Consider the following 22,815-nt stretch of genomic DNA (forward strand, 5'->3'; position numbering starts at 1 on the left):
TTAAACAATGACCCTTGCAATGCAAAAAACAGATATTATTTAAACTTAATTAGGTACTAATACGCCTTAAAAACTGATTTTTCTAATGGTAGTTTAGTTCATTTTAATAATAGAAAGAACGTGTATTTTGTTTTACCTTTTTCTACAAAAGTAATTGGGCTCAATTTAGAACTTTATATTAAATCGCTTGTTTACTAAAGGAACTCAACAATTATGTCAGATTTTATACACGCAGCCGCAGTTTTAGATGCATTGCCTATCCCTTGTTACGTGTTAGATAATGAGGCAAACTTTATTTTCATTAACAAAAAGGCTTTAGCTTATTTTAAAAAACCTAGCGCAGATATGTTGGGTAAAAATGTTTGGGCAATATTTAAACACTCTATTAATACAACATACTACCACGAAATAAACCAAGCATTTAAGAACAAAAAGGAAACTAGCTTCGAATACCTTTCGGTATTTACAGAAAGCTGGATAAAACTAACCGTAACTCCTTTACCAAAAGGCATTTTGGTAACTTTTTCTACTACGCAAAAAAACATGGAAAATGTAATCCGCGAAGCTGAGCAAAGGTACTTGATAAATTTGGAGAAAGATATAGATATAAGAACCAAGGAACTTCAAAATAGTAGAGATGAACTAGAAACAATCTATAACAGTACATTAATGTCTATGTCGGTTTTAAGTGCGATAAACGATGAAAATGGAAAAATTACAGATTTTCAAATTGCCTTGGTTAATAAAGCTTTAGAAAAAGAAACCGGTAGAGACGACTTAATAGGCAAACATTACGCACAGGAATTTCCAGGAATTAAAAAAAGCGGCTTGTTTGATCTGATGTTAAAAGTAATGGAAACCGGCCTACCGCAGACCACAGAATATTTTTATCCCTACGAAGGCTTTAACAAATGGTATTCTTGCATGTTCGTAAAAATGGGCGATAGCTTGCTGGCTACCAATTTGGATATTAGCGAGCGAAAAATTGCCGAGCAGTTATCTCTAGAAAATTCGGCAATGATACAAGGAATAGCTAATTCTGCACCAGATATGCTTTATGCCATCAATTTAATTAGCTTAGAGCAATTTTATTCTAACCATAGGATTGAGCAATTGGTAGAAAAATCTCAAGATGAAATAAAAAAAATGGGTAAAGATTTCTTTGAGCAGTTTATCCATCCTGATGATAAGGTAAACTTTTACAACGAACTTAAAGGCAGGCTTTCTAAAAGGGAAACAAAAGAATTAGTGTACCGACTGATAGACGCCAAAGGTCATATCCATTGGATTAAAACAAAAAGTGCCGCCTATGTAAGAGATGAAAGTGGATTTTCTACTCATATTGTTGGCATTTCGCAAGATATTACCAAGCAGAGAGAACTAGAAGAAAGAAATAAGCAGCTTACCCTAGAAAGAAATGAGTTAGAAAAACAACAGCAGAAAGAAATTTTAAAAGCAACGTTAAACGCTCAGGAAGAAGAAAGGCAAAGGATTGCCGAAAGCTTGCACAATGGCTTAGGCCAAGTTTTATATGGTGTAAAAACCAGTTTAGAACGTTTAAATCTAGGTAGTGCAAATGCAATTGAAGAGAATATAGACATCCTTAACAGATCAAAGGAATTATTAAGCTTATGCATACAGGAAAGCAGAAAAATTTCTCACGAATTGATGCCATCAATTCTCGAAGACTTTGGACTAAAAGCAAGCATAAAAGATGTGTGTAGCCAATTGAGGGGTAAAACACATTTCAATTGTACTTTTTCTAATCTAGACGTGCATTTAGACAAGTACATACAACTGGCTGTTTACAGAATTGTACAAGAGCTATCGCTAAATATCATGAAACATGCCGATGCTAAAAATGCCCATATAGATGTTTCGGTACTTGATGACCAAATTTACATTATGGCAAAAGATAACGGTAAGGGATTTGACAGCAAAAAAAGTAAAAAAAACGGAATTGGATTGAAAACAATCGAATCAAAAGTAAAGCTGCTTAATGGTAAAATTACCTTCGCTTCCAAATCAAATGAAACCATTGTGCGCATCCAATTTCCTTTATGATGCTACGCTGGGGCAATAGTTCTAAAAAGGTCAGTTGCCCCTATTATTTAATTCATTTTCTTTTACTAATCTTCGATTTTGGTTCTCTTGCCCACCTTGGTGTTCGCATTTCTTATACTCATTATTTTGCATGGATAGGCCCAAACCCTTAAAAAAGTGCTAATTATCTATAAGAAGAGTATTTTTACTTTAAGTAGAGGTATTTAAAATCACAATTAAAATACACTTGCTAGTTTAATCAATAAGACCAAACAAGTATTTAACCCGACTTATACTCGTTTTTGCAATAGAAAAATTTAAAGAGCATTTATTAGGTATATTTGGGATAAACACAGTTAACATGAGAGAGAAATTAAGCAAAAACCAACAAGCTACTAAAAGCTTATTGGAAAAATCGCGGGCTTTAAGAGAAAAATCCAAAGAAACTGAAAATAAATTCAACGAACTTAAGTCTAAGGTTGATAAATTTATCCATTCTGATCAGAGCCATTCGAAAACTGACAACTAGTACCATTAGCTTTTCTTCTTTGGCACCTTTGCCCCTGCTTTCTTTGCTTGAGATAAACCGATAGCAATAGCCTGTTTTTTTGACGTTACCTTCCTACCTGTACCAGTTTTCAGTTGTCCTTCTTTCATCTCGTGGATAGCCTCGCCAACTTTTTCGCCAGCTTTTTTAGCATATTTAGCCATACGTTTATTTTAAGTTACTTACTAACCAAATTTTAACCCTTCTTTGTTTAAAAATTCTTTTAAACAGGTATTAGTACCTAGCAATCTTCACAAAATACTCGTTTTAAGCCGCCCTCAAACAAAAATGGAGTTAGCACGCTTATATCAATACGAAAATCAAAACATATCCTATCACATTTAATTATTAGTATTATGAAAAGTAGAAAAGATAATGGCAGTATGCCCAACGCACATTTACACGAACTATTTGTTGACGAGTTGAGAGACGTACTTGGTGCAGAAAAACAACTTCTAAAAGGCTTAAAAAAAATGGCGGATAAAGCTGTTGGGCAGAGCTTAAAAGATGCGTTTGCTTCTCACTACACTGAAACAGAAGAACAAATTGATAGGCTAAAACAAGTTTTTGCTTCTATTGACCTAACCGCAAGAGGGAAAAAATGTAAGGCTATGGAAGGCCTTTTAAACGAGGCCGAAGAAATTATGGAAGAATTTGAAGGAGATGAAGCCTTAGATGCAGCTCTAATTGCCGCTGCGCAAAAAGTAGAGCATTATGAAATTGCAACATACGGTTGCCTAGTAACTTATGCCACCTTAATGGAGCACGAAGAAGCGAGAGGGCTTTTGCAGACTACCTTAGATCAAGAAAAGGAGACAGATAGTAAATTAACGGAAATTGCAATGTCTGAATCTAATGTTGCTGCCTAAATTAGGCCTTGTAAACTCTTAGGTCGGCGTTAACAAATAAGTTTAACGTCGATTTTTTTTCATTATTGAGTGTCAAATTTTAAAAAAAGAAGTTTTTCTAAAATGAAAATATGCTAAAAATAAGCCTGTTACCGTACGTTGTAAAGTTAAAATCATTAAATTATGTCGACAACAGCAATAAACTTTTATATAATAGTGGAAATTGATGGTAGAGAAAGCCAACTTAAAGTTGTACAATTAGAAACCACAGATGGCGTTCCTTATTACTCGTGCAAACACAAGGAAATCGAAATTACACAGCTACGAAACGAAACCTATGGCAAATGGGAACAACTTTGGGGCAATTTAGATGACAAAACAATACAAGATTTAGGTTCTAAAATAGAAGAAAAAATTATGCCACCTTAGGCTAAAATTAATTACCCACTATCTTATCGAGCATTTGACTGGCACCTGCCATGGCCAGTTGCTCTTCTTCTTGGTGTTTATTATAAATAATAACCCTCAGCAGGTTTACTATTTTCTGTTTATCATAGAGTAAAGCTTGTGCCAATAAAGAAGTATATGTTGTAATTTGGTATTGCTGTAATTGTTGCAGGCCTACAATTAAACCCGCATCTCGTATAAAACTATTTCTAGGAGTAACATCTATGATATCGTAACACTCTTCAACTAAAACCTCTATATCTTTATTGCTCTGCTCTACTTTTGAAGCACCTAGTATACTAAAAATAATTTCTAGGCGCTGAACGTGTGCTTTTCCTTCTTTTTCAAATTTATTTAACATTGCTAACAGATCTTCACAACCTATCGCCAAACGCAGAATTGGCAATAGTGCAAGCCATTGTTTTTCGGCATTATATGCCTGCTGCAAATTGTTTATCATAGATTTAATTTTAAAATCTTTTTCATCGCTAGAAGTATCAATGTGAGTTACATTAACCATAAAAACAAATTAAATTCTAAAAATAAACACCTATAGATAATGTAATACAACTAATACCCTATTGAAGATTAATTTACAGCAGTACACTTGCAACTTATATTTTACGCATAAACACACCTTTTATTATTTATAATCTAAAGTATGTAGCGAAATAAACAATTTATTTTCAATAGTGTTTTTGAGATGTGAATATTGCTGAACTTACATCAAAAGTGTATATCAAAGATACATACCTATATTAACCCTTTTTCTGGTCATGAAGAATTACAAAACAACAAATTAACTACGTTAGAGATTGTTGCTACCGAAGTAAAAATTACGTTCAGCAGGTAACACCCCAAACCCTACCTTACTTAATTCACTAAATCGTAATTCTACCGCCAGTTACTGGTAATACCGCACCCGAGATAAAACTTGCATCAGCGGATGCTAGAAACAAAAACGCTGGCGCTATTTCAACTGGTTGCCCTGGACGCTCCATTGCCGTGTTTTTACCAAAATTTTCAACGTTGAATTTTGTAGCTGGAATTAATGGTGTCCATACAGGGCCTGGTGCAACAGCATTTACCCTAATTCCTTTATCTTGCTTTAAAAGTATCTGACTTAAGTTTGCGGTTAAGTTAACTACTGCACTTTTAGTGGCAGAGTATGGTAATAAATCTTCTGAGGGATCAAAAGCGACAACAGAAGTAGTATTAATGATGCTACTTCCTTTTGGCATGTGAGGAACTGCTGCCTTACATAAATAAAATAGGGCATTTACGTTGGTATCAAACGTCAAATTCCATTCGTAAGTGGGAATATCCTCTATCGATTTTCTACTGATATGAAAAGCAGCATTATTGATAAGTACATCTATATGCCCGAACTCTGCCACAGCATTATCTACAATTGCCTTACAGTGCTTTTCACTTGTAATGTCGCCTTTCATCAGCATTGCTTTTCTTCCTGCTTTTCTAACAAACGAAGCCGTATCTTCGGCATCTTCATCTTCTTCATCCGAAAGATAGCTGATCAATACATCGGCACCTTCTCTAGCAAACGCAATGGCTACTGCCTTTCCTATACCAGAATCTCCGCCAGTAACAATAACTTTTCTATCCTTAAATCTACCATAGCCTACATAACTTTCCTCTCCATGATCGGCCTTTGGCTCCATTTTATTTTCAGTGCCCGGATAATCCTGGTATGGTGTATCAAATGGCGGTGCAGAAAACATCTTTTTTGGATCTATATTTTGCTCCATAATATCTTTTACTTAATCATATAATGAAACGATTGAAAAGAATAAAAGTTCAGTAGATTTAGCTTTTTGGCATTAATACTGATTATCCATACGTATTTATCCAGCAATAAAAAAGCCGTAAACAAAACTGCTTACGGCTTACATTGAAATTTAATAAGATTTTAGTTTACTGCTTTTACGAAGTTCATTACAACGTAAGCGGTTTTACCACTGTATTCTATCGGAGATTTGATCATCATTGTACTTTCATCAGCACCAGCCAATACTAAACGATAACCTTCGATTATATTTCTAGCCTTTTCACCTTCGTATAATTTTTTAAATTGGAAAGTTTCATCAGCTGTGCTTACCGACCAAAAAATATTTTGTGTTTTAGCAGAACAACTTGCGCTAGCAGGTAAGCTATAGCTACCATTTCCGCTGTTGGTTAACCTCCAAATACTACCAACAAAACATTTATAAGAGCTTTCTCCTAAAAATGATCTTACTGCCACATCAGGAATACCTTCGAAAGTAATGTTGTTCAACATCCAGTTACCTGTAACATTACCTCTCCTAACGGCAGGCGCCCCTGTTGTAGTTTTTGGAGAACAACTTTCTAACACCATTAACGATGCAGAGAATAAAGCAATAGCTAAAATTAATTTTTTCATCTGTTTTTGATTTTTTTATTGAAGTAGGTTAAACCTCTACATTGAATATAATTTTTGTGAACTCTTCACATAAATCTTGCCAAAAATAGAGTATTTCGGCTATTTCATTTACATTTGTTTAATTACCAATTAAATTAAATCTTATGAAGCCTGAAACTAATGCTATACATGCCTCTAACCTAGTTAAAGCCAGTACAGGAGACGTTACTTCTCCCATTCATTTGTCTACCACTTATTTTAGAGGCGAAGATGGTGGCTATCCGGGTGGTCACATGTATAGTAGAGTAAGCAATCCAAATCGTTCTGCCTTAGAAAAAATAATTACTGTTTTAGAGGGCGGTGCCGATACTTGTGCGTTTTCGTCGGGCAATACTGCCGGCATGGCCATTTTCCAAGCCCTAAAACCTGGTAGTCATATTATTGCACCAGACGACATGTATTGGGGCTTTAAAAAGCAATTGCTGACCATTTTTGCAGATACCTTAACTTTCGATTTTGTTGATTTAACAGTAGTTGAAGAAGTTGAAAACTATGTAAAAGCAAATACAGCATTGCTTTGGGTAGAAACCCCTTCCAATCCACTTTTAAAGATTTGCGACATCGAAGCATTGGGGAAAATTGCGAAAAAACATCAACTGATATTTGCCGTGGATAGTACTTTTGCCTCGCCAATTTTGCAAAACCCTATTGCCTTAGGCGCTGATATTGTGATGCATTCTACTACCAAATACATTGGCGGACACAGTGATGTTTTAGGTGGTTCTTTAACTTTTGCGGTTAAAAATGAGTTTTTTGAGAAGATTAAAAACATTCAAGAAACTGGAGGCGCTGTGCCTTCGCCATTCGATTGCTTCTTATTGCTACGAAGTATTAAAACTTTAGCTTACCGTATTAAAGGGCACTGCGAAAATGCAGAGAAATTGGCCAGTTACTTAAATCATCATCCTAAAGTAGAAGCGGTTTTTTATCCTGGCTTAGCTTCTCATCCGCAGCATGAAATTGTAAAGAAACAAATGCGTGGTTTTGGCGGTATGCTTTCTATTTTAACCAAAGGCGATGCCGATTTTGCCAGAAAAGTAGTGAATAGTGTTAAAGTTTTTAGTCAGGCAACGAGCTTAGGCGGTGTAGAAAGCTTAATTGAGCACCGTGCTTCTGTAGAAGGACCGACTAGCAAAACCCCACAAAATTTAATTCGTATTTCGGTAGGTTTAGAGCATATTGATGACTTAATTGCAGATTTGGAGCAAGCGTTAGGGAGTTAAAAGTTGAAAGTCAAAAGTTAAAAGCAGTATTGTGCATAAAAGGAATCCCGTAAATTGCGAGGCACGAAGCAATCTTACTAAGATATACGAACATCCTAAACATATCGTGATGCCAACTTGATTGGACATCGTAATGCCTTTTACCCAAACAAATCGCTACTCAAATACCGATCTCCCCTATCGCAAGCAATAAAAACAATCAAGCCGCTTTCCAATTCTTCGGCTAGTTGCAAGGCACAATGCAATGCACCGCCACTGCTCATACCAGCAAAAATACCTTCTTTCCTAGCTAAAGTCCTAGCAGCTAAGGTTGCATCTTGCTGAGAAACATCCATAATTCTGTCTACTCTTTCAGGCTCATAAATCTTTGGTAAATATTCAATTGGCCATCTACGAATACCTGGAATGGATGATTCTTCTGTCGGTTGGCAACCTACAATCTGAATATCCGTATTTTGCTCTTTCAAATATCTTGAATTTCCCATGATACTACCTGTAGTACCCATGCTACTCACAAAATGAGTAATCTTACCTTGGGTTTCTTCCCAAATTTCTGGACCTGTAGTTTTATAATGCGCCAAGTAATTATCAGGATTGGCAAATTGGTTCAGCAAAAAATAACCAGGCTGTGTTCCCTTTTCTTCTGCATAATCTCTACAAACTTCAATATTTTCTAACAAAGTAACTTTAGCGCCAAAAGCTTCCATGGTTAAGGTGCGTTCTCTGGTAGAACTTGCTGGCATTACCAACTCAATCTCAATTCCGTAAATGGATGCAATCATGGCTAAGGCAATCCCTGTGTTTCCACTGGTTGCTTCAATCAGCTTGGTGTTTTTATCTACATCGCCTCTTTCCATCGCACTACGGATCATGTTCAATGCAGCCCTGTCTTTCACACTTCCACCTGGATTATTTCCTTCAAGCTTAGCGTAAATTTTGACGTTGGGATTGGTATTCAGATATCTAATTTCCGCCAGTGGCGTATTGCCGATGCAATCTATAATGGTTTTCATATTTTTATAATTTCACAGATTAAGAGATTTCACAGATGTGATTATCATTTATTACAGTCTAACCATCAACTGCTCTTCTCCTTAATTTTAACCTCTGCCTGATGGTAAACTGTAGAACCTTCTGGAACACTCTTCGTTAACCAAACATTCCCACCAATTACACTATGGTCTCCAATAAAGGTTTCGCCACCCAAAATGGTTGCACCAGAGTAAATAATTACATGGTTGCCAATAGTTGGGTGTCTTTTGATGTTTCGTTGTTCTTTATCTACACTTAACGCTCCCAAAGTAACGCCTTGATACAATTTAACGTGGTTGCCAATTACCGTACTTTCTCCAATTACCAATCCCGTACCGTGGTCAATATATAAATATTCGCCAATTTCTGCTGCCGGATGAATATCAATTCCAGTTGTGGTATGTGCATATTCGGTAATGATACGCGGAATATGTGGCACCTCTAACAAGTGCAATTCATGCGCAAAGCGATACATCGCCACCGCAAAAAAACCAGGATAGCAGCGAATGATCTCGAACTCACTTTGTGCCGCCGGATCTCCATCTACCAACGCCATTAAATCTGTATTTAATTTTCGGTAAATCTCTGGCAAATTTTTAAAGAAAGTATCCGCAGTTCCTTTGCTAAACGTTTTATCAGGCGATTTTGTAGATTTCAATATCAACTGGAGCTCTTCTTTCAATTCGAAAAAAATACCTTTTAATACCTCTTGATTATAATTGGAGGATGCTCCTCTTTCAGGAAAAATCAAATTTAATAACGATTGAGCCCAATTTGCAATAGTCTGATTGGAAGGCACAACCTGTTGCTGGTTTTGGCGTTGGATAATGCTATTTAGGAATGCTGTATTCAAAATCTAAAAATATATAGTAAGTCTACAAAGTTAGTATTTTATTCATTCAAGAATACTCCGATATATCATTCAAGTATCTTTTTAGTCACAGATGCACAGATAACTTCTATTTACAGGTATTTAATGTAAACCGATTATCTGTGTATCTGTGGTTAACCAAACAAAAAATTAATTGAAAATCAAGCATTTAATTATTTTTCAGAATTTTATTTTGTATTAAAATAAAAAACACCCTATATTTGAAACATTATTTGGAACACCAAGTAAAAGTCAATTACCTAACGGTGTTGATTTATAAAGAAGTGGCGAGAGACAGGCTCACAGACCCACTGGCAACCCTCAAAAAGAGAAGGTGCCAATTCCTGACCAAATTGCATGGTGCATTTTGGAGATATAAATTAATAAGATGAAACTAATTAATTCTATTTCAAGAAACACGTTTCCCGAGCAGGTCGGCAAAACTTCTATTATTGGCAATTGCTGCAGTATGCAATTGATGATGTGTATGTGCATTCGCATGTACTAAAATCAAAAATCTTCCACTTGTAATTTTCTCGCAATTAGGAAGGTCCCGCTGAAACGGGATACGCCCCACTGACGTACCTTAACAGGTTCAACATTTAAACATTTCAACCTTAACTTTAAAACTTAAAAACCATGTCTCAACATAAATTCGAAACACTACAAATACACGCTGGACAAGAAGTAGACCCAACAACTGGCTCGAGAGCAGTGCCTATTTACCAAACTACCTCATACGGTTTTAAAAATTCTGAACATGGCGCTAACCTATTCGCTCTAAAAGAATTTGGGAACATCTACACCCGTATCATGAACCCTACTACCGATGTATTTGAAAAACGTATTGCAGCTTTAGAAGGCGGTGTAGCAGCTTTAGCAGTTGCTTCTGGCCAAGCGGCACAGTTCATCTCTTTAAACAACATCCTACAAGCCGGCGATAATTTCGTTTCTTCTAGTCACTTATACGGCGGTTCTTACAACCAATTCAAAGTTGCTTTTAAACGTTTGGGCATCGGCGTAAAATTTGCTGATGGCGATAACCCATCTGATTTTGAAGCTAAAATTGACGAAAATACGAAGGCTATTTATTTAGAAACTATCGGTAATCCATCTTTCAGCATTATTGATTTTGAACAGATTGCCGCTATTGCTAAAAAGCACGATTTACCTTTAATTGTAGACAATACATTTGGCGCCGCGGTTATTTATTCCGTCCTATTGAGCACGGCGCTAACGTAGTGGTACAATCTGCTACCAAATGGATTGGCGGCCACGGTACAAGCATTGGTGGAGTAATTGTTGATGGTGGCAATTACAACTGGGGCAATGGCAAATTCGCTGCTTTTACAGAACCTGCTGAGGGTTACCACGGCTTAGTTTTTAACGATGTGTTTGGTCAAAATGGTCCTTTCGGCAATATTCAATTCATCATTAGAGCTCGTGTAGAAGGTTTAAGAGATTTTGGAGCTTCACAATCACCTTTCAATTCTTTCTTGTTATTGCAAGGTTTAGAAACACTTTCGTTAAGAGTGCAGCGCCACGTAGAAAACGCATTAGCTTTGGCTAAATGGTTAGAAAACCATCCGGCAGTTGCCAAAGTAAACTACCCCGGCTTAGAAAGCAGTCCATATCACGCCAATGCGAAGAAATATTTATCTAACGGCTTTGGTGCGGTATTAAGTTTCGAGCTAAAAGGAAGTAAAGAAAATGCAATAAAATTAGTGGATAGCCTAAAACTGGTAAGTCATTTAGCTAATGTAGGTGATGCCAAAACGCTAATTATTCAGCCTGCGGCAACTACACATCAGCAATTATCTGAAGCAGAACAATTAGCCGCTGGTGTTACGCCAAACCTACTCAGAGTATCGGTTGGTATTGAACATATCGATGATATTAAAGCAGATTTTGAACAAGCACTTTCAGTTATCAGTTAACAGTTTTCAGTCAGCAACCTTACACTTCCGATAGCTATCGGAACCAACTTTTAAACATGTCTAACACCTATAAATATCCAAAAATATTCAAGCTAGAAAGCGGAAAAAAACTTCGCAATCTGGAAATTGCATATCACACTTACGGCACCTTAAATGCAAAGAAAGACAATGTAATTTGGGCTTGCCATGCGCTAACGGCAAATGCCGATGTATTAGATTGGTGGAAAGGATTGTTCGGCACCAAAGATTTGTTCAATCCAGAAGAGCATTTTATTGTGTGTGCAAATGTTTTGGGTTCTAACTATGGTACAACCAACCCATTAAGCGTAAACCCAGTAACTGGCCAGCCTTATTATTTGGCTTTTCCTGAGTTTACCATTAGAGATTTGGCGGCAATCCATCAAATATTAGCAGATCATTTAGGTATTAAAACGGTAAAGACTTTAATTGGTGGTTCGTTGGGTGGCCAGCAGGCTTTGGAATGGTCTATTACAGGTAAAACTGAAATCGAGAACTTGATTTTAGTAGCTACCAACGCAGCTCACTCGCCTTGGGGAATTGCCTTTAACGAAAGTCAGCGTTTGGCCATTGCTACCGACAGAACTTTCTTCGCTAACAAACCTGATGGTGGTTTAAAGGGACTTAAAACTGCAAGAAGCATCGCTTTGCTTTCGTACCGAACCTACGAAGCTTACAACGAAACGCAGCTAGAAAGCGTAAACGATAAAGTGACCGATTTCAGAGCCTCATCTTACCAAAACTATCAGGGCGAAAAATTGTGTAAACGCTTTAATGCCTACAGCTATTGGTATTTAAGCAAAGCGATGGATAGCCATAACGTTGGCCGCGGTAGAAAAAGCATAGCTGATGCCTTGAAATTGGTAAAAGCGAATACACTTGTTGTAGGTATTGAGAACGATGTGCTCTTCCCTATTACCGAACAACAGTTTTTAGCCAACAACATTACCGATGCACAATTTGCCAGCATTAAATGCGCTTACGGCCACGACGGATTTTTAATAGAAACAGATAAGTTAACGAACATCATTGGCACGTTCTTGAAAGAAAATGCCGCAAAAAACAAGAAAGTAATAAAGTTAAATAGAACAGCATAGCGAAGAATGCTGAGCGTTTGGGGTTAAGCGTTTGCCAAAATGTCGCAAAACGCAAAACGCCAAACTCAATACCATAAAACATGAGCAAGAAACTTAAAATAGGATTATTTGGATTTGGCGTAGTTGGCCAAGGGCTACACGATATCATAAAGGCACAAAACCTAAATCTAGAAATTGTTAAAATAGCCATCAAAAACCCTGAAAAACGCAGAACCTTAGATGCGCATCTTTTCACAACCTCACATGATGAAATTTTAGACAATCCCGAAATCAACACCATTGTAGAGTTAATTGACGATGCCGATGCGGCTTATACAATCACCAAAAAAGCATTGAGCAATGGAAAAAACGTAGTATCGGCCAATAAAAAAATGATTGCTACCCATTTAGAAGAGTTGGTAAAGCTGCAAGAAGAACACGGCACTTCGCTGCTATATGAAGGCGCTGTTTGCGGCAGTATCCCAATCATCAGAAACTTAGAAGAATATTACGACAATGAATTGCTACACGGCATCAGCGGCATCTTTAACGGTTCTTCTAACTACATTTTATCGAAGATATTTAACGAAGGCGCTAGTTACGAAGCTGCTTTAAAAGAAGCACAGGATTTAGGTTTTGCAGAAACTAACCCTATTTTAGATGTGGGTGGTTACGATCCTAAGTTCAAATTAACCATTGCTACAGCACACGCTTATGGCCTATTCTTAAATCCAGATAAGATTTTGAACATTGGTATCCAAAATTTAAGCGATGCTGATATCCAATACGCAAAAGAAAAAAACTACAAAATTAAATTGGTGCCAACTACTAGAAAAATCAGCACCAAACAGGTAATTACGTTTGTATTACCAAAGTTTGTAAAAAGCGACGATTTCTTGTACAACGTAGAAAACGAATACAATGGGGTAACGGTGCAAGCTGCTTTTGCCGATAAACAATTCTTCTTTGGTAAAGGAGCTGGAGGCCACCCTACTGGTGCTGCTGTACTTTCGGATATTGCTGCATTGCGTTACGATTATCGTTACGAATACAAAAAATACAAACAACAAAATGGCTTAATCCATACAGATAAAGTTAGCTTGGAAGTTTACTTACGTTACCAACACGAATACACGGTAGAGAAACTACAAATCGAAAATATTTCGGAGCGTTTTTCACGTAACGACTACAAATATGTAATTGGCAGCGTAAGCCTGAAAAGTCTTTTAGAAAACAAAGATATTTTGGTAAACAAAGATGTTTTTATTGCCCAAACTGGCCGAATTAGCTATAGCGAACAAGATATTAAAGCTATAGCCGAAGAAGGAGAATTAGTAAATTAAATTTTTATATTGTTTTGTTTTGATGGTAAAATGCCCAGATGGATGTCTGGGCATTTACTTTTAAGGCCTTTTTTATTGAGCCACAGATGCACAGATATTTTTATTTTCATTCTATCCTGCATCATTTTGTCTATAGTTTTTTTGAAGAGCACTAGCATTGCTACTATTTACCGAAAGTCTGGCTGTTCGTTACAACTCCTCTCCCGATATAAAATCGGGATGTGGGGTTTCCACTACTATCCAGTCTATTTAACCTAATTTTTTGTTCCAATTTAAGTTAGATTGTAATACGTTGAAAACACCCCGGTCTTCGACCACCCCTCTGAAAGAGGGGATTGGCGTGATGAAAATTCCCCTCTTTTAGAGGGGTGCCCAACGGGCGGGGTGTTTTTTTGACTTGACTTTAGTGCACAGTGTTTACTTAATTAAACCTGATAGTAGCGAGCACGTATCCCGATTTTATCGGGAGAAGTAAAGCGAATAGGACTACAACTTCCGATAGAATACCGACATTCATTTTCTAAAAACAAAAAATCCCGACAAAAAAATTCATCGGGATAGATTTATATCATTCAAATAGAAGTCTAGTTAAGAAATTTCTCTGTTGATGTCCCAATTTTCTAAATAATCTGCCACTCGGCGTACAAAAGAACCACCTAACGAACCATCAACCACTCTATGGTCATAAGAAAGCGAAAGGAACATCATGTGTCTAATGGCAATTACATCGCCGTGTTCGGTTTCTAAAACTGCTGGTTTCTTTTTAATGGCACCAACTGCTAAAATAGCTACTTGTGGCTGGTTAATAATTGGCGTACCCATTACATTACCAAAAGAACCCACATTAGTTAAGGTAAAAGTTCCATTTTGGGTTTCGTCTGGCTTAAGTTTAGAAATACGAGCTCTGTTAGCCAAATCATTTACCGCTTTGGTTAAACCTACGATATTCAATTGATCAGCATTTTTAATTACCGGCACAATTAAATTACCGGAAGGCAATGCCGCCGCCATACCGATATTGATATCTTTCTTTTTGATGATTTGCGTTCCGTTCACAGAAACGTTAATCATAGGAAAGTCTTTAATTGCTTTAGCTACTGCTTCAACAAAGATTGGCGTGAAGGTAATCTTCTCATTTTCACGTTGCTCAAAAGTCTTTTTCACCTTATTCCGCCAAAGCACCAAATTAGTTACATCTGCCTCTACAAACGAAGTTACGTGTGGAGAAGTTTGCTTACTCATTACCATGTGATCGGCAATCAGTTTACGCATTCTGTCCATCTCCATAATTTCATCGCCACCGCTTACACTAGCAGCTATTGGAGCGGGTTGAGCAGCTTTCTCTTGCACAGGTGTCTCTACAACAGATCTTGCCTGCGCTAAAGTATCGCCAATTCTAGAAGTAGAGCCTCCCTTTTTAGCTTGTATATGGTTCAGTAAGTCTTCTTTGGTTAAACGGCCATCGGCTCCAGAACCTTTAATACTATCTAGTTCTTCGATAGACAAACCTTCTTCTTTGGCAATATTTTTTACCAAAGGCGAATAAAACCTGTCCGAAGATTTAAAATCTACATTTGCTTGAGGTGCTCTATCTGTAGTTGGCAACTGAGCAATTCCAGGAATGGTTTCGGCAACTGGCTCAGGTTTTAGTTCTTGAGCTTGTTCAGGAACAGACGCATTTATTTCTACTTCAACGCCATCGGCTAGCTCAATAATTGCAATAACGGCACCTACTTGTACCACATCATCAGCTGCAAACAATTGCTTTACCAATTTACCTTCTACTGGCGACGGCACTTCCGAATCTACCTTGTCGGTAGCAATCTCCAAGATAGTATCATCCAAATTAATGTGGTCTCCAGGCTGTTTAGTCCATTTAATAATGGTCGCTTCGGCAACACTCTCCCCCATTTTAGGCAATAACAATTCGTATTGAGCCATATCTTTTTTTATTAATGTAATTTGGTTATGTGGGCAAAAGTACGCTTTTTAATACTTTATTAAAAGCAGTTCGCCGTATTCAATTCTCAGTTTTCGGCTTTCGCAGTTAAACAATTAAACAATTTAAACAATTAGGCAACCTCTAAATCTTGCTTTAACTGCATAAACAACATCATCATTGCTGCCATTGCCGAGCGTTCTATATTTTGAAAACGTTGGTTAGCGAACTTATACATTTTAGCCTTAGCACCTTTATGGTCTGCTACTGCTATCCATACCGTTCCAACAGGTTTATCTTCGGTGCCACCATCTGGGCCTGCTATGCCCGTAATAGCAATGGCGTAATCGGTTTTAAAGTTGGCCGCTGCTCCATTTGCCATTTCTATTGCTGTTTGCTCGCTTACCGCTCCAAATTCCATCAGTGTTGTTTCTTTAACACCAAGTATAGTTTGCTTTACAGCATTAGCGTAAGTAACGGCACTACCTTGAAATACCTTAGAAGAACCTGGATGTTGTGTAAATAAGTGCGACAGGTATCCACCAGTACAACTTTCGGCTAACGACAAAGTCAAATTGTGTTTACCCATTAAATTTAAAATTGCTTTTTCGAAAGGCAAATCTTCGGTAAGCACCACGTATTTTTTTATACGATTTACAATTTTTTGCGTAAACAAAGCTACTTCGGCCAATAAAACAGCCTTATCAGTACCAGTAGCACTTAATCTTAATCTTACCTGTCCTAATTTTGGCAAATAAGCCAATTTAATGTACAATGGTAAAGCTTCTTCTATATCTGCTATTTGTGCCGCCAAGAAAGATTCTCCTAAACCCGCGGTTAGTATACTTTGATGAACGATAAAAGGCATTTCGAAACGCTGCTGAATACGAGGAATAACTTCTTCCGTCATCAAATACTTCATCTCAAACGGTACTCCAGGCATAGAAACAATGATTTTTCCATTGTGCTCAAACCACATACAAGGCGCCGTACCATTTTCATTTTTAATTACGGTACAACCGTCGGGCACTTCGGCTTGTTTAATGTTTACATCAATCATTGGTCGGTTAAGCTTTTCGAAAAATGCTTTTACATGCGCTAAAGTGGGTTCGTCTAGCCTTAAAGGCATATTAAAATACTTCGCTAAAGTGTGCTTGGTAATATCGTCTTTAGTAGGGCCTAAACCGCCGGTAATTAAAATGATATCTGCACGTTGCTGTGCTTCGTTTAATGCGCTAATGATATGATTGGCATCGTCAGAAATAGAGGTAATTTGTTTAACCTTAACACCAATTTTATTCAGCTCTACTCCCATCCAGGCAGAGTTGGTATCCACAATTTGACCAATCAGAATTTCATCGCCAATGGTTATAATTTCTGCTAACATATTTTAATTTTAGATTTTAGATTTACGAATTACGATTGAGCTCTTAATCATCGGACTTCGGACGTCAAACTTACCGACTGTTAATACCTCGTATAAAAACCTTTACGCTTGCTTAATTTTAAATCTTGTAAAACTGATGCTTTTACTCTGATATCTATCGAATAACTTTGATAGGCGCCAAAAGGTACCCAAGTTGCGCTCAAATCCCAACAATGTAGATCTCTGTAAATAGCAAAGTTGGTTTGCGATAAGTTTTTAGCCTTAAAATCGTAGCCTGAAGTGTATTGAATTTTCCACTTTGGGGTAAGATTAAAATCGCCACTAAAATTTAGTGTATTGGTAACATTTCTGGTTTCAGGCCTTCCTAAAGTGTTAGAATAATCAAATCTGTAATTGAAAGAGAAATTCCAAGGAATATTAAAATCTACGAAAGCATTTGGATCTCTACTTATGGCATTTAATTGGTCTATCTGCTCTTGCGTTCTGGTTGCTGGAGCATTTTGGTTATTCAGGTTATCGATGTTTTCATTACGTTTTTTAAAAGCTTCTGGATTTAAACTGTAATCAAAAGAGAAACCAAAATTGGTTAACCTTGGTAGTTTTCCATCTTTCCAAACGTATCTATCTAATTCTTGATAAGAAGAAGTGGTTACCGTATTTGCACCAGAACCTGTGGTATAATCTACCAAACCCACCGAATATGGGCTAAACACGCCATTAAAGTTGATACCCAATTTTTCGGTAAACTGCGAACGGCCACTAAAGTTAATTGGGGCAAGTTTTTTATTCAACCTAAATAAATCGTAATTGGTATTAAAGGTTAAACCTTGCAAAATGGCCAATTTTCTTTCTCCAGTTCCGGTGGTATCTTTGCGGTTTCTAACTTTCAGTTCTACGTTGTTATCCATAGAAAAGCCAATACTTCCGCTACGACCTTGCGATGGGCCGCCATTCATAAACACCGAATAAAGCACTGGCTTGCCAAATTGGTCGGTAACAAACTCGCCTGTTGGCTGGCTCATTCCAGGCCTCAAATCGTCGGTATAGTATTGCGCTGGCAAGTAATAGCCGTAGCTCTCTTTAGCAAAATCTGGACGGTAGCTAAAGCTCAAACTCGGTGTCATTACGTGTCGCATTGCCCTGATACTTCCATTGCCTTTAAACTGCTTGGTACCGTAAATTTTGGTAGACATAGAGGTACTTAAACTGTATTGCCCGCCACGTTTAAAACCATTTACGGTATCTTGCCTTATCTCGTAACCAGTTCCTGCTGAACTTCTAATGTATCTATTTCTAACGGTTTTAAAATCCCATTTTTCGCTATAGTTTACACTAGAAGAAAAATTTAGGTACTGAAATAAGGTAAACGGCAAACTGATAGGCACATTATGATCAAAACTATTGGTAAATGCGTTTAAACCACTTTTAGAAAACAGCACATCTTCTGTTGTATTTACTCGGTTATAGGCGTTCATGCTGTAGCCAACCGTTAATTTTTGGTACCATTTTGCTTCGCCAACTCTTTTTTAGAATCGAATGGGCTTATGGTAGACATATTCAAAGCCACATCTGGTAAAGTTAAGCTGATGGTTTTGTTCTGCGTTTCTTGCGAGTGCGTTAAGGCCGAAGTAAAGTTAAACAGTCCATCGCCAAATACTTTACCATAGGCAATACTAGAGCTCATGGTGTTTTGCAATATCCTAGTAGGATCATAGGTACCGTTACCAGCAGTAACTTGGTTGTGTGCACTAGAGCCCGCATTTACAGAAGCACTAAAGGTAGTTCCTGGCCTGGCATTGGCACCCTGGCTATGCGACCAACCTAACATAAAAGTTTTTTGCGGCTCGAATTCTGGTGTGCCCTCTAAACCATTACGTGTACTAGAATAGGTAAAGTTAAGATTGCCGTTATATTTATATCTTTTTGTGTAGTTAGAAACCAAGTTCAAATCGTAAGAGCCATTGGTGTAAATATTACCAATTAAACGAGCATCTAAATAATCGTTAAAAGCCATGTAATAGCCCCCACCCATTAAAGCAAAACCTTTGGTGGCGTCTTCTTGTGGGGTAGGTAAAATAAAACCCGATGCCTTTTTATTAGGTTTTGGAAAAAATAAGAAAGGTAAACCTAGCGGCATCGGAATATCTTCAAACTTCATAAACACTGGTCCAGCAATGATATGGTTTTCTGTAGCTATACCCTTAGAAATTTGTATCCCAAAATGCGGATGTGGCAAATTACAGGTACTAAAAGTGGTACCGTGAACGTGAAATTCGTTATCTGGTTGCATCTTAGTTTTACCGCCAGAGAAGAAACCGCCTTCTTGTTCGGTAAAAACGCCACTAACTAAACCTTTTCCAGTTTCGGTATTGTACCTTAACGAATCAGCCATTGACGAGCCTTGTCCTTCTGTTTTAAAGATTGGCCTACCGTAATATTTCCCTTTTTCGTCTTTGGTTCCGCTGGCAAATATCACTTTGTTCTTGTTATCGAACGTGATAAATTCTGCATCTAACTCTAAACCTTCGTATTTAACCCTCGCTCCGCCGTATAAATACTGCACTTCGTTTTTGCGGTCTAATACTACCGAGTCTTTTGCATAGTATTCTAGCTTAGAATCTAGGCTACTTTTTTTCATTACCTTTTTGGTAGTGTCTCTTTTAACACTATCTGTTTGCCGAGGCAGCGTTTGAAAAAAGCTAGCGTTACTGGATGCAAAAACTTTATTATCAGCCGATAAGGCCAACAACACAAAAAACGTTGAAAAAATGAGTGTATTTAAAAGTTTCAAATTTGTGTGTGAATGTTTATTTTGCAATAATGTTTACCACAAAACGTTCAAAATTAATGAAAAATATACCATTGACTAGAGCAAAACGAATATTGATACTATTAATTTCTTTAACTCTACTTTTACCTATTGATAATCAAGCAATTGCACAAGAATATAAAATAAAAACAATTGTGTTAGATGCTGGCCACGGAGGTAAAGATGGTACAACCAGAGGCGCTTACTCTACAGAAAAAGACGTTGCACTAAAAACTGCGCTACGTTTAGGTAAGCTCATTGAAGAAAATATGAAAGACGTAAAGGTTGTTTATACCCGTACCGAAGATGTTTTTGTGCCTCTTTATGAAAGAATTGGGCTTGCCAACCAAGTTGGTGCAGACTTATTTATATCAATACATTGTAATGATATGCCGGTGTTTACACAACGTTACATTAGTGGCTATACTAGAAATAAAAAAGGCAAAAAAGTTCCTATCTATAAAACTAGGCATGCAAAAGTATTTCTACCAAAGGCACAGAGACCTTTGTTTCGGGTAGCGGTAGGTTAGACGAACAAGACGAAGCGATTAAAAGAGAAAACGCATCGATATTTTTAGAGGAAAATTACAAAGAAAACTACGAAGGATTTGACAACAACGATCCCGAAAGCGCCATCATTTTATCCTTAATGAAAAACAGCTTTAGAACACAAAGCTTAAAATTTGCAAAATACATTCAAGACCAATATGTAGCCGTTGGTAGGATTAACAGAGGCGTGCAAGAAAAAAGTTTAGCCGTATTGGCCAGAGCGGGTATGCCGGCGGTACTTACCGAAATTGGCTTTATCTCTAACCCGAGCGAAGAAGACTACATGAACTCTGAAGCTGGCCAAATTGAAATAACAAATTGCTTACTAAAAGCTATTCAGGCATATAAAATGAGTATAGAACTTTAAATATTTTGTATTTTTGCAGAAAACACACATCAATGCGATTAAAAAACACTTTTATATACCTTATTTTTTTATCTACGATACTATTTTCATTTAACGCTAATGCACAAGGCTATAAAATTAAAACCATAGTAGTTGATGCTGGCCACGGAGGCGGGAAACCCGGAGCCAAAGGTGCCTACTCTTGGGAAAAAGACGTGGCTTTGAAAGTGGCATTAAAATTGGGCAACAAACTGCAAGAAGAACTGCCTGGCATAAAGATTATACAAACCCGTAAAACAGATGTTGATGTAGATTGGTACCGCAGAGCAGAAATAGCTAACGATGCAAAGGCTGACCTTTTTATCTCGATACACTGTAACTCTATGCCTCCTGGAAATGCACATGTACGTGGTACCGAAACTTTTGTAGGCGCTTACAGACGTATTAACGAGATGGACGCCGGATTAAAGGAAAACGAAGAAATCATCAAAGATAAAAACTATAAAAAACAAAACGACCCAACAGATCCAGAAGAAGCTATTTTATTATCACTCTATAAATCTCTTTACCGTTCAAAAAGCTTAGCTTTGGCTAGCTATATCCAAAAAAATTACACAGAAGTAAACAAAAGAGTAAACAGAGGTGTTAAAGAGCAAGGATTGCTAATATTACAGCGTGCAGCCATGCCATCGGTACTTACAGAAATTGGTTTTATATCTAACAAAGAAGAAGAGAAATACATTAACTCTGACGAAGGCCAAGAAGAAATAGTGATGGCGATAGTAAATGCTGTAAAACAATATAAAAAAGAAGTAGAAAATTAAATTTTAAAACTGCTCCAAAAATTTACGTTACCCATATTCTTTACTATTAAAACATCGCTACAACATAAATGAAAATCAAAAACGAAACCAAAGTAGGTGTATTAGCCGCTGTTGCCATAGCCCTGCTCATTATTGGATATAATTTCTTAAAGGGTAATAGTATTTTCACAAACGAAACAGTTTTGTATGCTAAATACTCGCAAGTAGATGGCTTAACTGTTTCTAAGCCAATTTTAATTAACGGTTACCAAATTGGTAGGGTTGCTGCGCTAGAGTTGCAACCAGATGCAACCATTAAAGCTACGCTAAAAATTAATGGCAAGTATGAAATTCCTAGAAACACCATTGCTCGTTTAGAGGGAACAGATTTATTAGGTAGTAAGGCCATTATTTTAACCTTAGGTAATGATAAAAATTTTGCCCAAGATGGAGATTTTCTGGAAACCAATGTACAGAAAGGTTTAATGGAAACATTTCAGCCCGTGCAAAAGAAAGCGGAGCTGATTATTACCAAAATGGACTCTATACTATCTAGCGTTAACACGATATTAAATCCCAACCTACAGAAAAATATAGATAAAAGTTTTACCAGTATTGCAGGTACTTTAAGTTCTTTAGAGTCTACTTCAAAAAAAGTGGATGCCTTAGTTGGCTCTGAAAGTTCAAAACTTTCGGCTATTTTAAGCAACGTAGAAGCAATTACGGCTAACTTTAAAAACAACAGTGCTAAAATAGATGCCGTAATGAACAACTTAAACAAAGTTACCGATAAGGTGGCGGCACTTAATTTTGAAGAAACAGTTAACAATGCCAATAAAGCAATGGCAGACTTGCAGGGGATGCTAAGCGATGTAAAAAATGGCAAAGGAACTTTGGGGGCTTTACTTAACGACAGACAGATGTACGACAATTTGAATAATGCTTCTAAAAATTTAGATGCTTTAATGATTGATCTAAAAGCAAATCCTAAACGTTACGTACATTTCTCTGTATTTGGTGGCGGTAATAAGAAAGATAAATAATTAAAATATTTTAAGATAGCAGGAAGCGAAGGACGAATTAGTTCTTCGCTTTTTTGTTGAGTGATTTCTTTAAACCGTTTTTAAACACAAACCTAA

Annotated in this window: 17 protein-coding genes, 3 pseudogenes and 1 riboswitch; of the genes and pseudogenes, 11 read left to right on the forward strand and 9 right to left on the reverse strand. The window is 37.1% G+C overall.

What is annotated here, in order from left to right:
- Window positions 1-213 precede the first annotated feature (213 nt).
- Entirely contained in the window at window positions 214-2,064 is a 1,851-nt protein-coding gene (locus tag OVA16_RS16535) for a PAS domain-containing protein (protein WP_267761682.1), read from the forward strand.
- Window positions 2,065-2,404: 340 nt separating this feature from the next.
- Entirely contained in the window at window positions 2,405-2,572 is a 168-nt protein-coding gene (locus tag OVA16_RS16540) for a hypothetical protein (RefSeq protein ID WP_267761686.1), read from the forward strand.
- A 5-nt stretch (window positions 2,573-2,577) separates the two neighbouring features.
- Here the strand turns inward: OVA16_RS16540 and OVA16_RS16545 are convergent, their stop codons facing one another.
- The gene (locus OVA16_RS16545; protein WP_267761689.1) at window positions 2,578-2,754 is read right to left on the reverse strand and encodes a DUF6496 domain-containing protein; all 177 of its coding nucleotides are present in this window, start codon (window positions 2,752-2,754) and stop codon (window positions 2,578-2,580) included.
- A gap of 192 nt (window positions 2,755-2,946) precedes the next feature.
- Here OVA16_RS16545 and OVA16_RS16550 point away from each other — a divergent pair, with 192 nt between their 5' ends.
- A complete protein-coding gene (locus OVA16_RS16550) occupies window positions 2,947-3,459 on the forward strand; it encodes a ferritin-like domain-containing protein (RefSeq protein ID WP_267761692.1) in 513 nt (170 codons plus the stop codon).
- A gap of 162 nt (window positions 3,460-3,621) precedes the next feature.
- Entirely contained in the window at window positions 3,622-3,867 is a 246-nt protein-coding gene (locus tag OVA16_RS16555) for a hypothetical protein (protein WP_267761694.1), read from the forward strand.
- Window positions 3,868-3,874: 7 nt separating this feature from the next.
- Here the strand turns inward: OVA16_RS16555 and OVA16_RS16560 are convergent, their stop codons facing one another.
- The 3 genes from OVA16_RS16560 to OVA16_RS16570 all read right to left on the reverse strand — a co-directional run bounded on the left by OVA16_RS16560 (window position 3,875) and on the right by OVA16_RS16570 (window position 6,304).
- Complete coding sequence (locus tag OVA16_RS16560) at window positions 3,875-4,405, reverse strand: DUF892 family protein (RefSeq protein WP_267761696.1); 531 nt, start codon at window positions 4,403-4,405, stop codon at window positions 3,875-3,877.
- 361 nt (window positions 4,406-4,766) lie between these two features.
- A complete protein-coding gene (locus OVA16_RS16565; RefSeq protein ID WP_267761698.1) occupies window positions 4,767-5,651 on the reverse strand; it encodes an SDR family oxidoreductase in 885 nt (294 codons plus the stop codon).
- A 161-nt stretch (window positions 5,652-5,812) separates the two neighbouring features.
- Window positions 5,813-6,304: a lipocalin family protein gene (locus OVA16_RS16570; protein WP_267761700.1), complete on the reverse strand. Its 492-nt coding sequence runs from the start codon at window positions 6,302-6,304 to the stop codon at window positions 5,813-5,815.
- A 143-nt stretch (window positions 6,305-6,447) separates the two neighbouring features.
- On the opposite strand from OVA16_RS16570, the gene OVA16_RS16575 reads away from it, so the two are divergent.
- The gene (locus OVA16_RS16575) at window positions 6,448-7,566 is read left to right on the forward strand and encodes a trans-sulfuration enzyme family protein (protein WP_267761702.1); all 1,119 of its coding nucleotides are present in this window, start codon (window positions 6,448-6,450) and stop codon (window positions 7,564-7,566) included.
- Window positions 7,567-7,706: 140 nt separating this feature from the next.
- Here the strand turns inward: OVA16_RS16575 and cysM are convergent, their stop codons facing one another.
- Together cysM and OVA16_RS16585 are read right to left on the reverse strand one after the other, a co-directional pair.
- A complete protein-coding gene (gene cysM / locus OVA16_RS16580) occupies window positions 7,707-8,579 on the reverse strand; it encodes a cysteine synthase CysM (RefSeq protein WP_267761704.1) in 873 nt (290 codons plus the stop codon).
- A 65-nt stretch (window positions 8,580-8,644) separates the two neighbouring features.
- Window positions 8,645-9,451 carry a serine O-acetyltransferase gene (locus OVA16_RS16585; RefSeq protein ID WP_267761707.1) on the reverse strand — a complete coding sequence of 269 codons (807 nt, stop codon included), beginning with the start codon at window positions 9,449-9,451 and terminating at the stop codon, window positions 8,645-8,647.
- A gap of 289 nt (window positions 9,452-9,740) precedes the next feature.
- A riboswitch (SAM riboswitch) is annotated at window positions 9,741-9,851 on the forward strand.
- A 257-nt stretch (window positions 9,852-10,108) separates the two neighbouring features.
- On the opposite strand from OVA16_RS16585, the pseudogene OVA16_RS16590 reads away from it, so the two are divergent.
- From OVA16_RS16590 to OVA16_RS16600, 3 genes and pseudogenes are all read left to right on the forward strand, one after another.
- Window positions 10,109-11,406 (forward strand): annotated as a pseudogene (locus OVA16_RS16590) (O-acetylhomoserine aminocarboxypropyltransferase/cysteine synthase family protein).
- A gap of 56 nt (window positions 11,407-11,462) precedes the next feature.
- Window positions 11,463-12,521 carry a homoserine O-acetyltransferase family protein gene (locus OVA16_RS16595; RefSeq protein WP_267761710.1) on the forward strand — a complete coding sequence of 353 codons (1,059 nt, stop codon included), beginning with the start codon at window positions 11,463-11,465 and terminating at the stop codon, window positions 12,519-12,521.
- Window positions 12,522-12,601: 80 nt separating this feature from the next.
- Window positions 12,602-13,843 carry a homoserine dehydrogenase gene (locus OVA16_RS16600; protein ID WP_267761712.1) on the forward strand — a complete coding sequence of 414 codons (1,242 nt, stop codon included), beginning with the start codon at window positions 12,602-12,604 and terminating at the stop codon, window positions 13,841-13,843.
- A 588-nt stretch (window positions 13,844-14,431) separates the two neighbouring features.
- On the opposite strand, the gene OVA16_RS16605 is transcribed toward OVA16_RS16600, so the two are convergent.
- The 3 genes and pseudogenes from OVA16_RS16605 to OVA16_RS20295 form a co-directional block, all read right to left on the reverse strand.
- Window positions 14,432-15,784, reverse strand: a complete 1,353-nt coding sequence (locus tag OVA16_RS16605) for a dihydrolipoamide acetyltransferase family protein (RefSeq protein ID WP_267761714.1) — start codon at window positions 15,782-15,784, stop codon at window positions 14,432-14,434.
- A 131-nt stretch (window positions 15,785-15,915) separates the two neighbouring features.
- Window positions 15,916-17,169 carry a competence/damage-inducible protein A gene (locus OVA16_RS16610; RefSeq protein ID WP_267761717.1) on the reverse strand — a complete coding sequence of 418 codons (1,254 nt, stop codon included), beginning with the start codon at window positions 17,167-17,169 and terminating at the stop codon, window positions 15,916-15,918.
- 80 nt (window positions 17,170-17,249) lie between these two features.
- Window positions 17,250-19,807: pseudogene (locus OVA16_RS20295) on the reverse strand (putative LPS assembly protein LptD).
- Between the two features lie 182 nt (window positions 19,808-19,989).
- Between OVA16_RS20295 and OVA16_RS16625 the strand changes: the two are divergent.
- The 3 genes and pseudogenes from OVA16_RS16625 (at window position 19,990) to OVA16_RS16635 (ending at window position 22,719) form a co-directional block, all read left to right on the forward strand.
- Window positions 19,990-20,894: pseudogene (locus OVA16_RS16625) on the forward strand (N-acetylmuramoyl-L-alanine amidase family protein).
- Window positions 20,895-20,926: 32 nt separating this feature from the next.
- On the forward strand, window positions 20,927-21,697 hold the full coding sequence (locus OVA16_RS16630; protein ID WP_267761723.1) for an N-acetylmuramoyl-L-alanine amidase family protein: 771 nt from the start codon (window positions 20,927-20,929) through the stop codon (window positions 21,695-21,697).
- Window positions 21,698-21,765: 68 nt separating this feature from the next.
- Window positions 21,766-22,719 (forward strand): MlaD family protein, encoded by a 954-nt coding sequence (locus OVA16_RS16635; RefSeq protein WP_267761726.1) that lies wholly within the window; start codon window positions 21,766-21,768, stop codon window positions 22,717-22,719.
- The last annotated feature ends 96 nt before the right edge of the window (window positions 22,720-22,815 follow it).

Source organism: Pedobacter sp. SL55 (genome assembly GCF_026625705.1).
Taxonomy (GTDB): domain Bacteria; phylum Bacteroidota; class Bacteroidia; order Sphingobacteriales; family Sphingobacteriaceae; genus Pedobacter.

Coding starts and splice junctions, on each gene's coding strand:
- OVA16_RS16535 (WP_267761682.1), top strand. CDS start 214: ATGTCAGATTTTATACACGCAGCCGCAGTTTTAGATGCATTGCCTATC.
- OVA16_RS16540 (WP_267761686.1), top strand. CDS start 2,405: ATGAGAGAGAAATTAAGCAAAAACCAACAAGCTACTAAAAGCTTATTG.
- OVA16_RS16545 (WP_267761689.1), bottom strand. CDS start 2,754: ATGGCTAAATATGCTAAAAAAGCTGGCGAAAAAGTTGGCGAGGCTATC.
- OVA16_RS16550 (WP_267761692.1), top strand. CDS start 2,947: ATGAAAAGTAGAAAAGATAATGGCAGTATGCCCAACGCACATTTACAC.
- OVA16_RS16555 (WP_267761694.1), top strand. CDS start 3,622: ATGTCGACAACAGCAATAAACTTTTATATAATAGTGGAAATTGATGGT.
- OVA16_RS16560 (WP_267761696.1), bottom strand. CDS start 4,405: ATGGTTAATGTAACTCACATTGATACTTCTAGCGATGAAAAAGATTTT.
- OVA16_RS16565 (WP_267761698.1), bottom strand. CDS start 5,651: ATGGAGCAAAATATAGATCCAAAAAAGATGTTTTCTGCACCGCCATTT.
- OVA16_RS16570 (WP_267761700.1), bottom strand. CDS start 6,304: ATGAAAAAATTAATTTTAGCTATTGCTTTATTCTCTGCATCGTTAATG.
- OVA16_RS16575 (WP_267761702.1), top strand. CDS start 6,448: ATGAAGCCTGAAACTAATGCTATACATGCCTCTAACCTAGTTAAAGCC.
- cysM (WP_267761704.1), bottom strand. CDS start 8,579: ATGAAAACCATTATAGATTGCATCGGCAATACGCCACTGGCGGAAATT.
- OVA16_RS16595 (WP_267761710.1), top strand. CDS start 11,463: ATGTCTAACACCTATAAATATCCAAAAATATTCAAGCTAGAAAGCGGA.
- OVA16_RS16600 (WP_267761712.1), top strand. CDS start 12,602: ATGAGCAAGAAACTTAAAATAGGATTATTTGGATTTGGCGTAGTTGGC.
- OVA16_RS16605 (WP_267761714.1), bottom strand. CDS start 15,784: ATGGCTCAATACGAATTGTTATTGCCTAAAATGGGGGAGAGTGTTGCC.
- OVA16_RS16610 (WP_267761717.1), bottom strand. CDS start 17,169: ATGTTAGCAGAAATTATAACCATTGGCGATGAAATTCTGATTGGTCAA.
- OVA16_RS16630 (WP_267761723.1), top strand. CDS start 20,927: ATGCGATTAAAAAACACTTTTATATACCTTATTTTTTTATCTACGATA.
- OVA16_RS16635 (WP_267761726.1), top strand. CDS start 21,766: ATGAAAATCAAAAACGAAACCAAAGTAGGTGTATTAGCCGCTGTTGCC.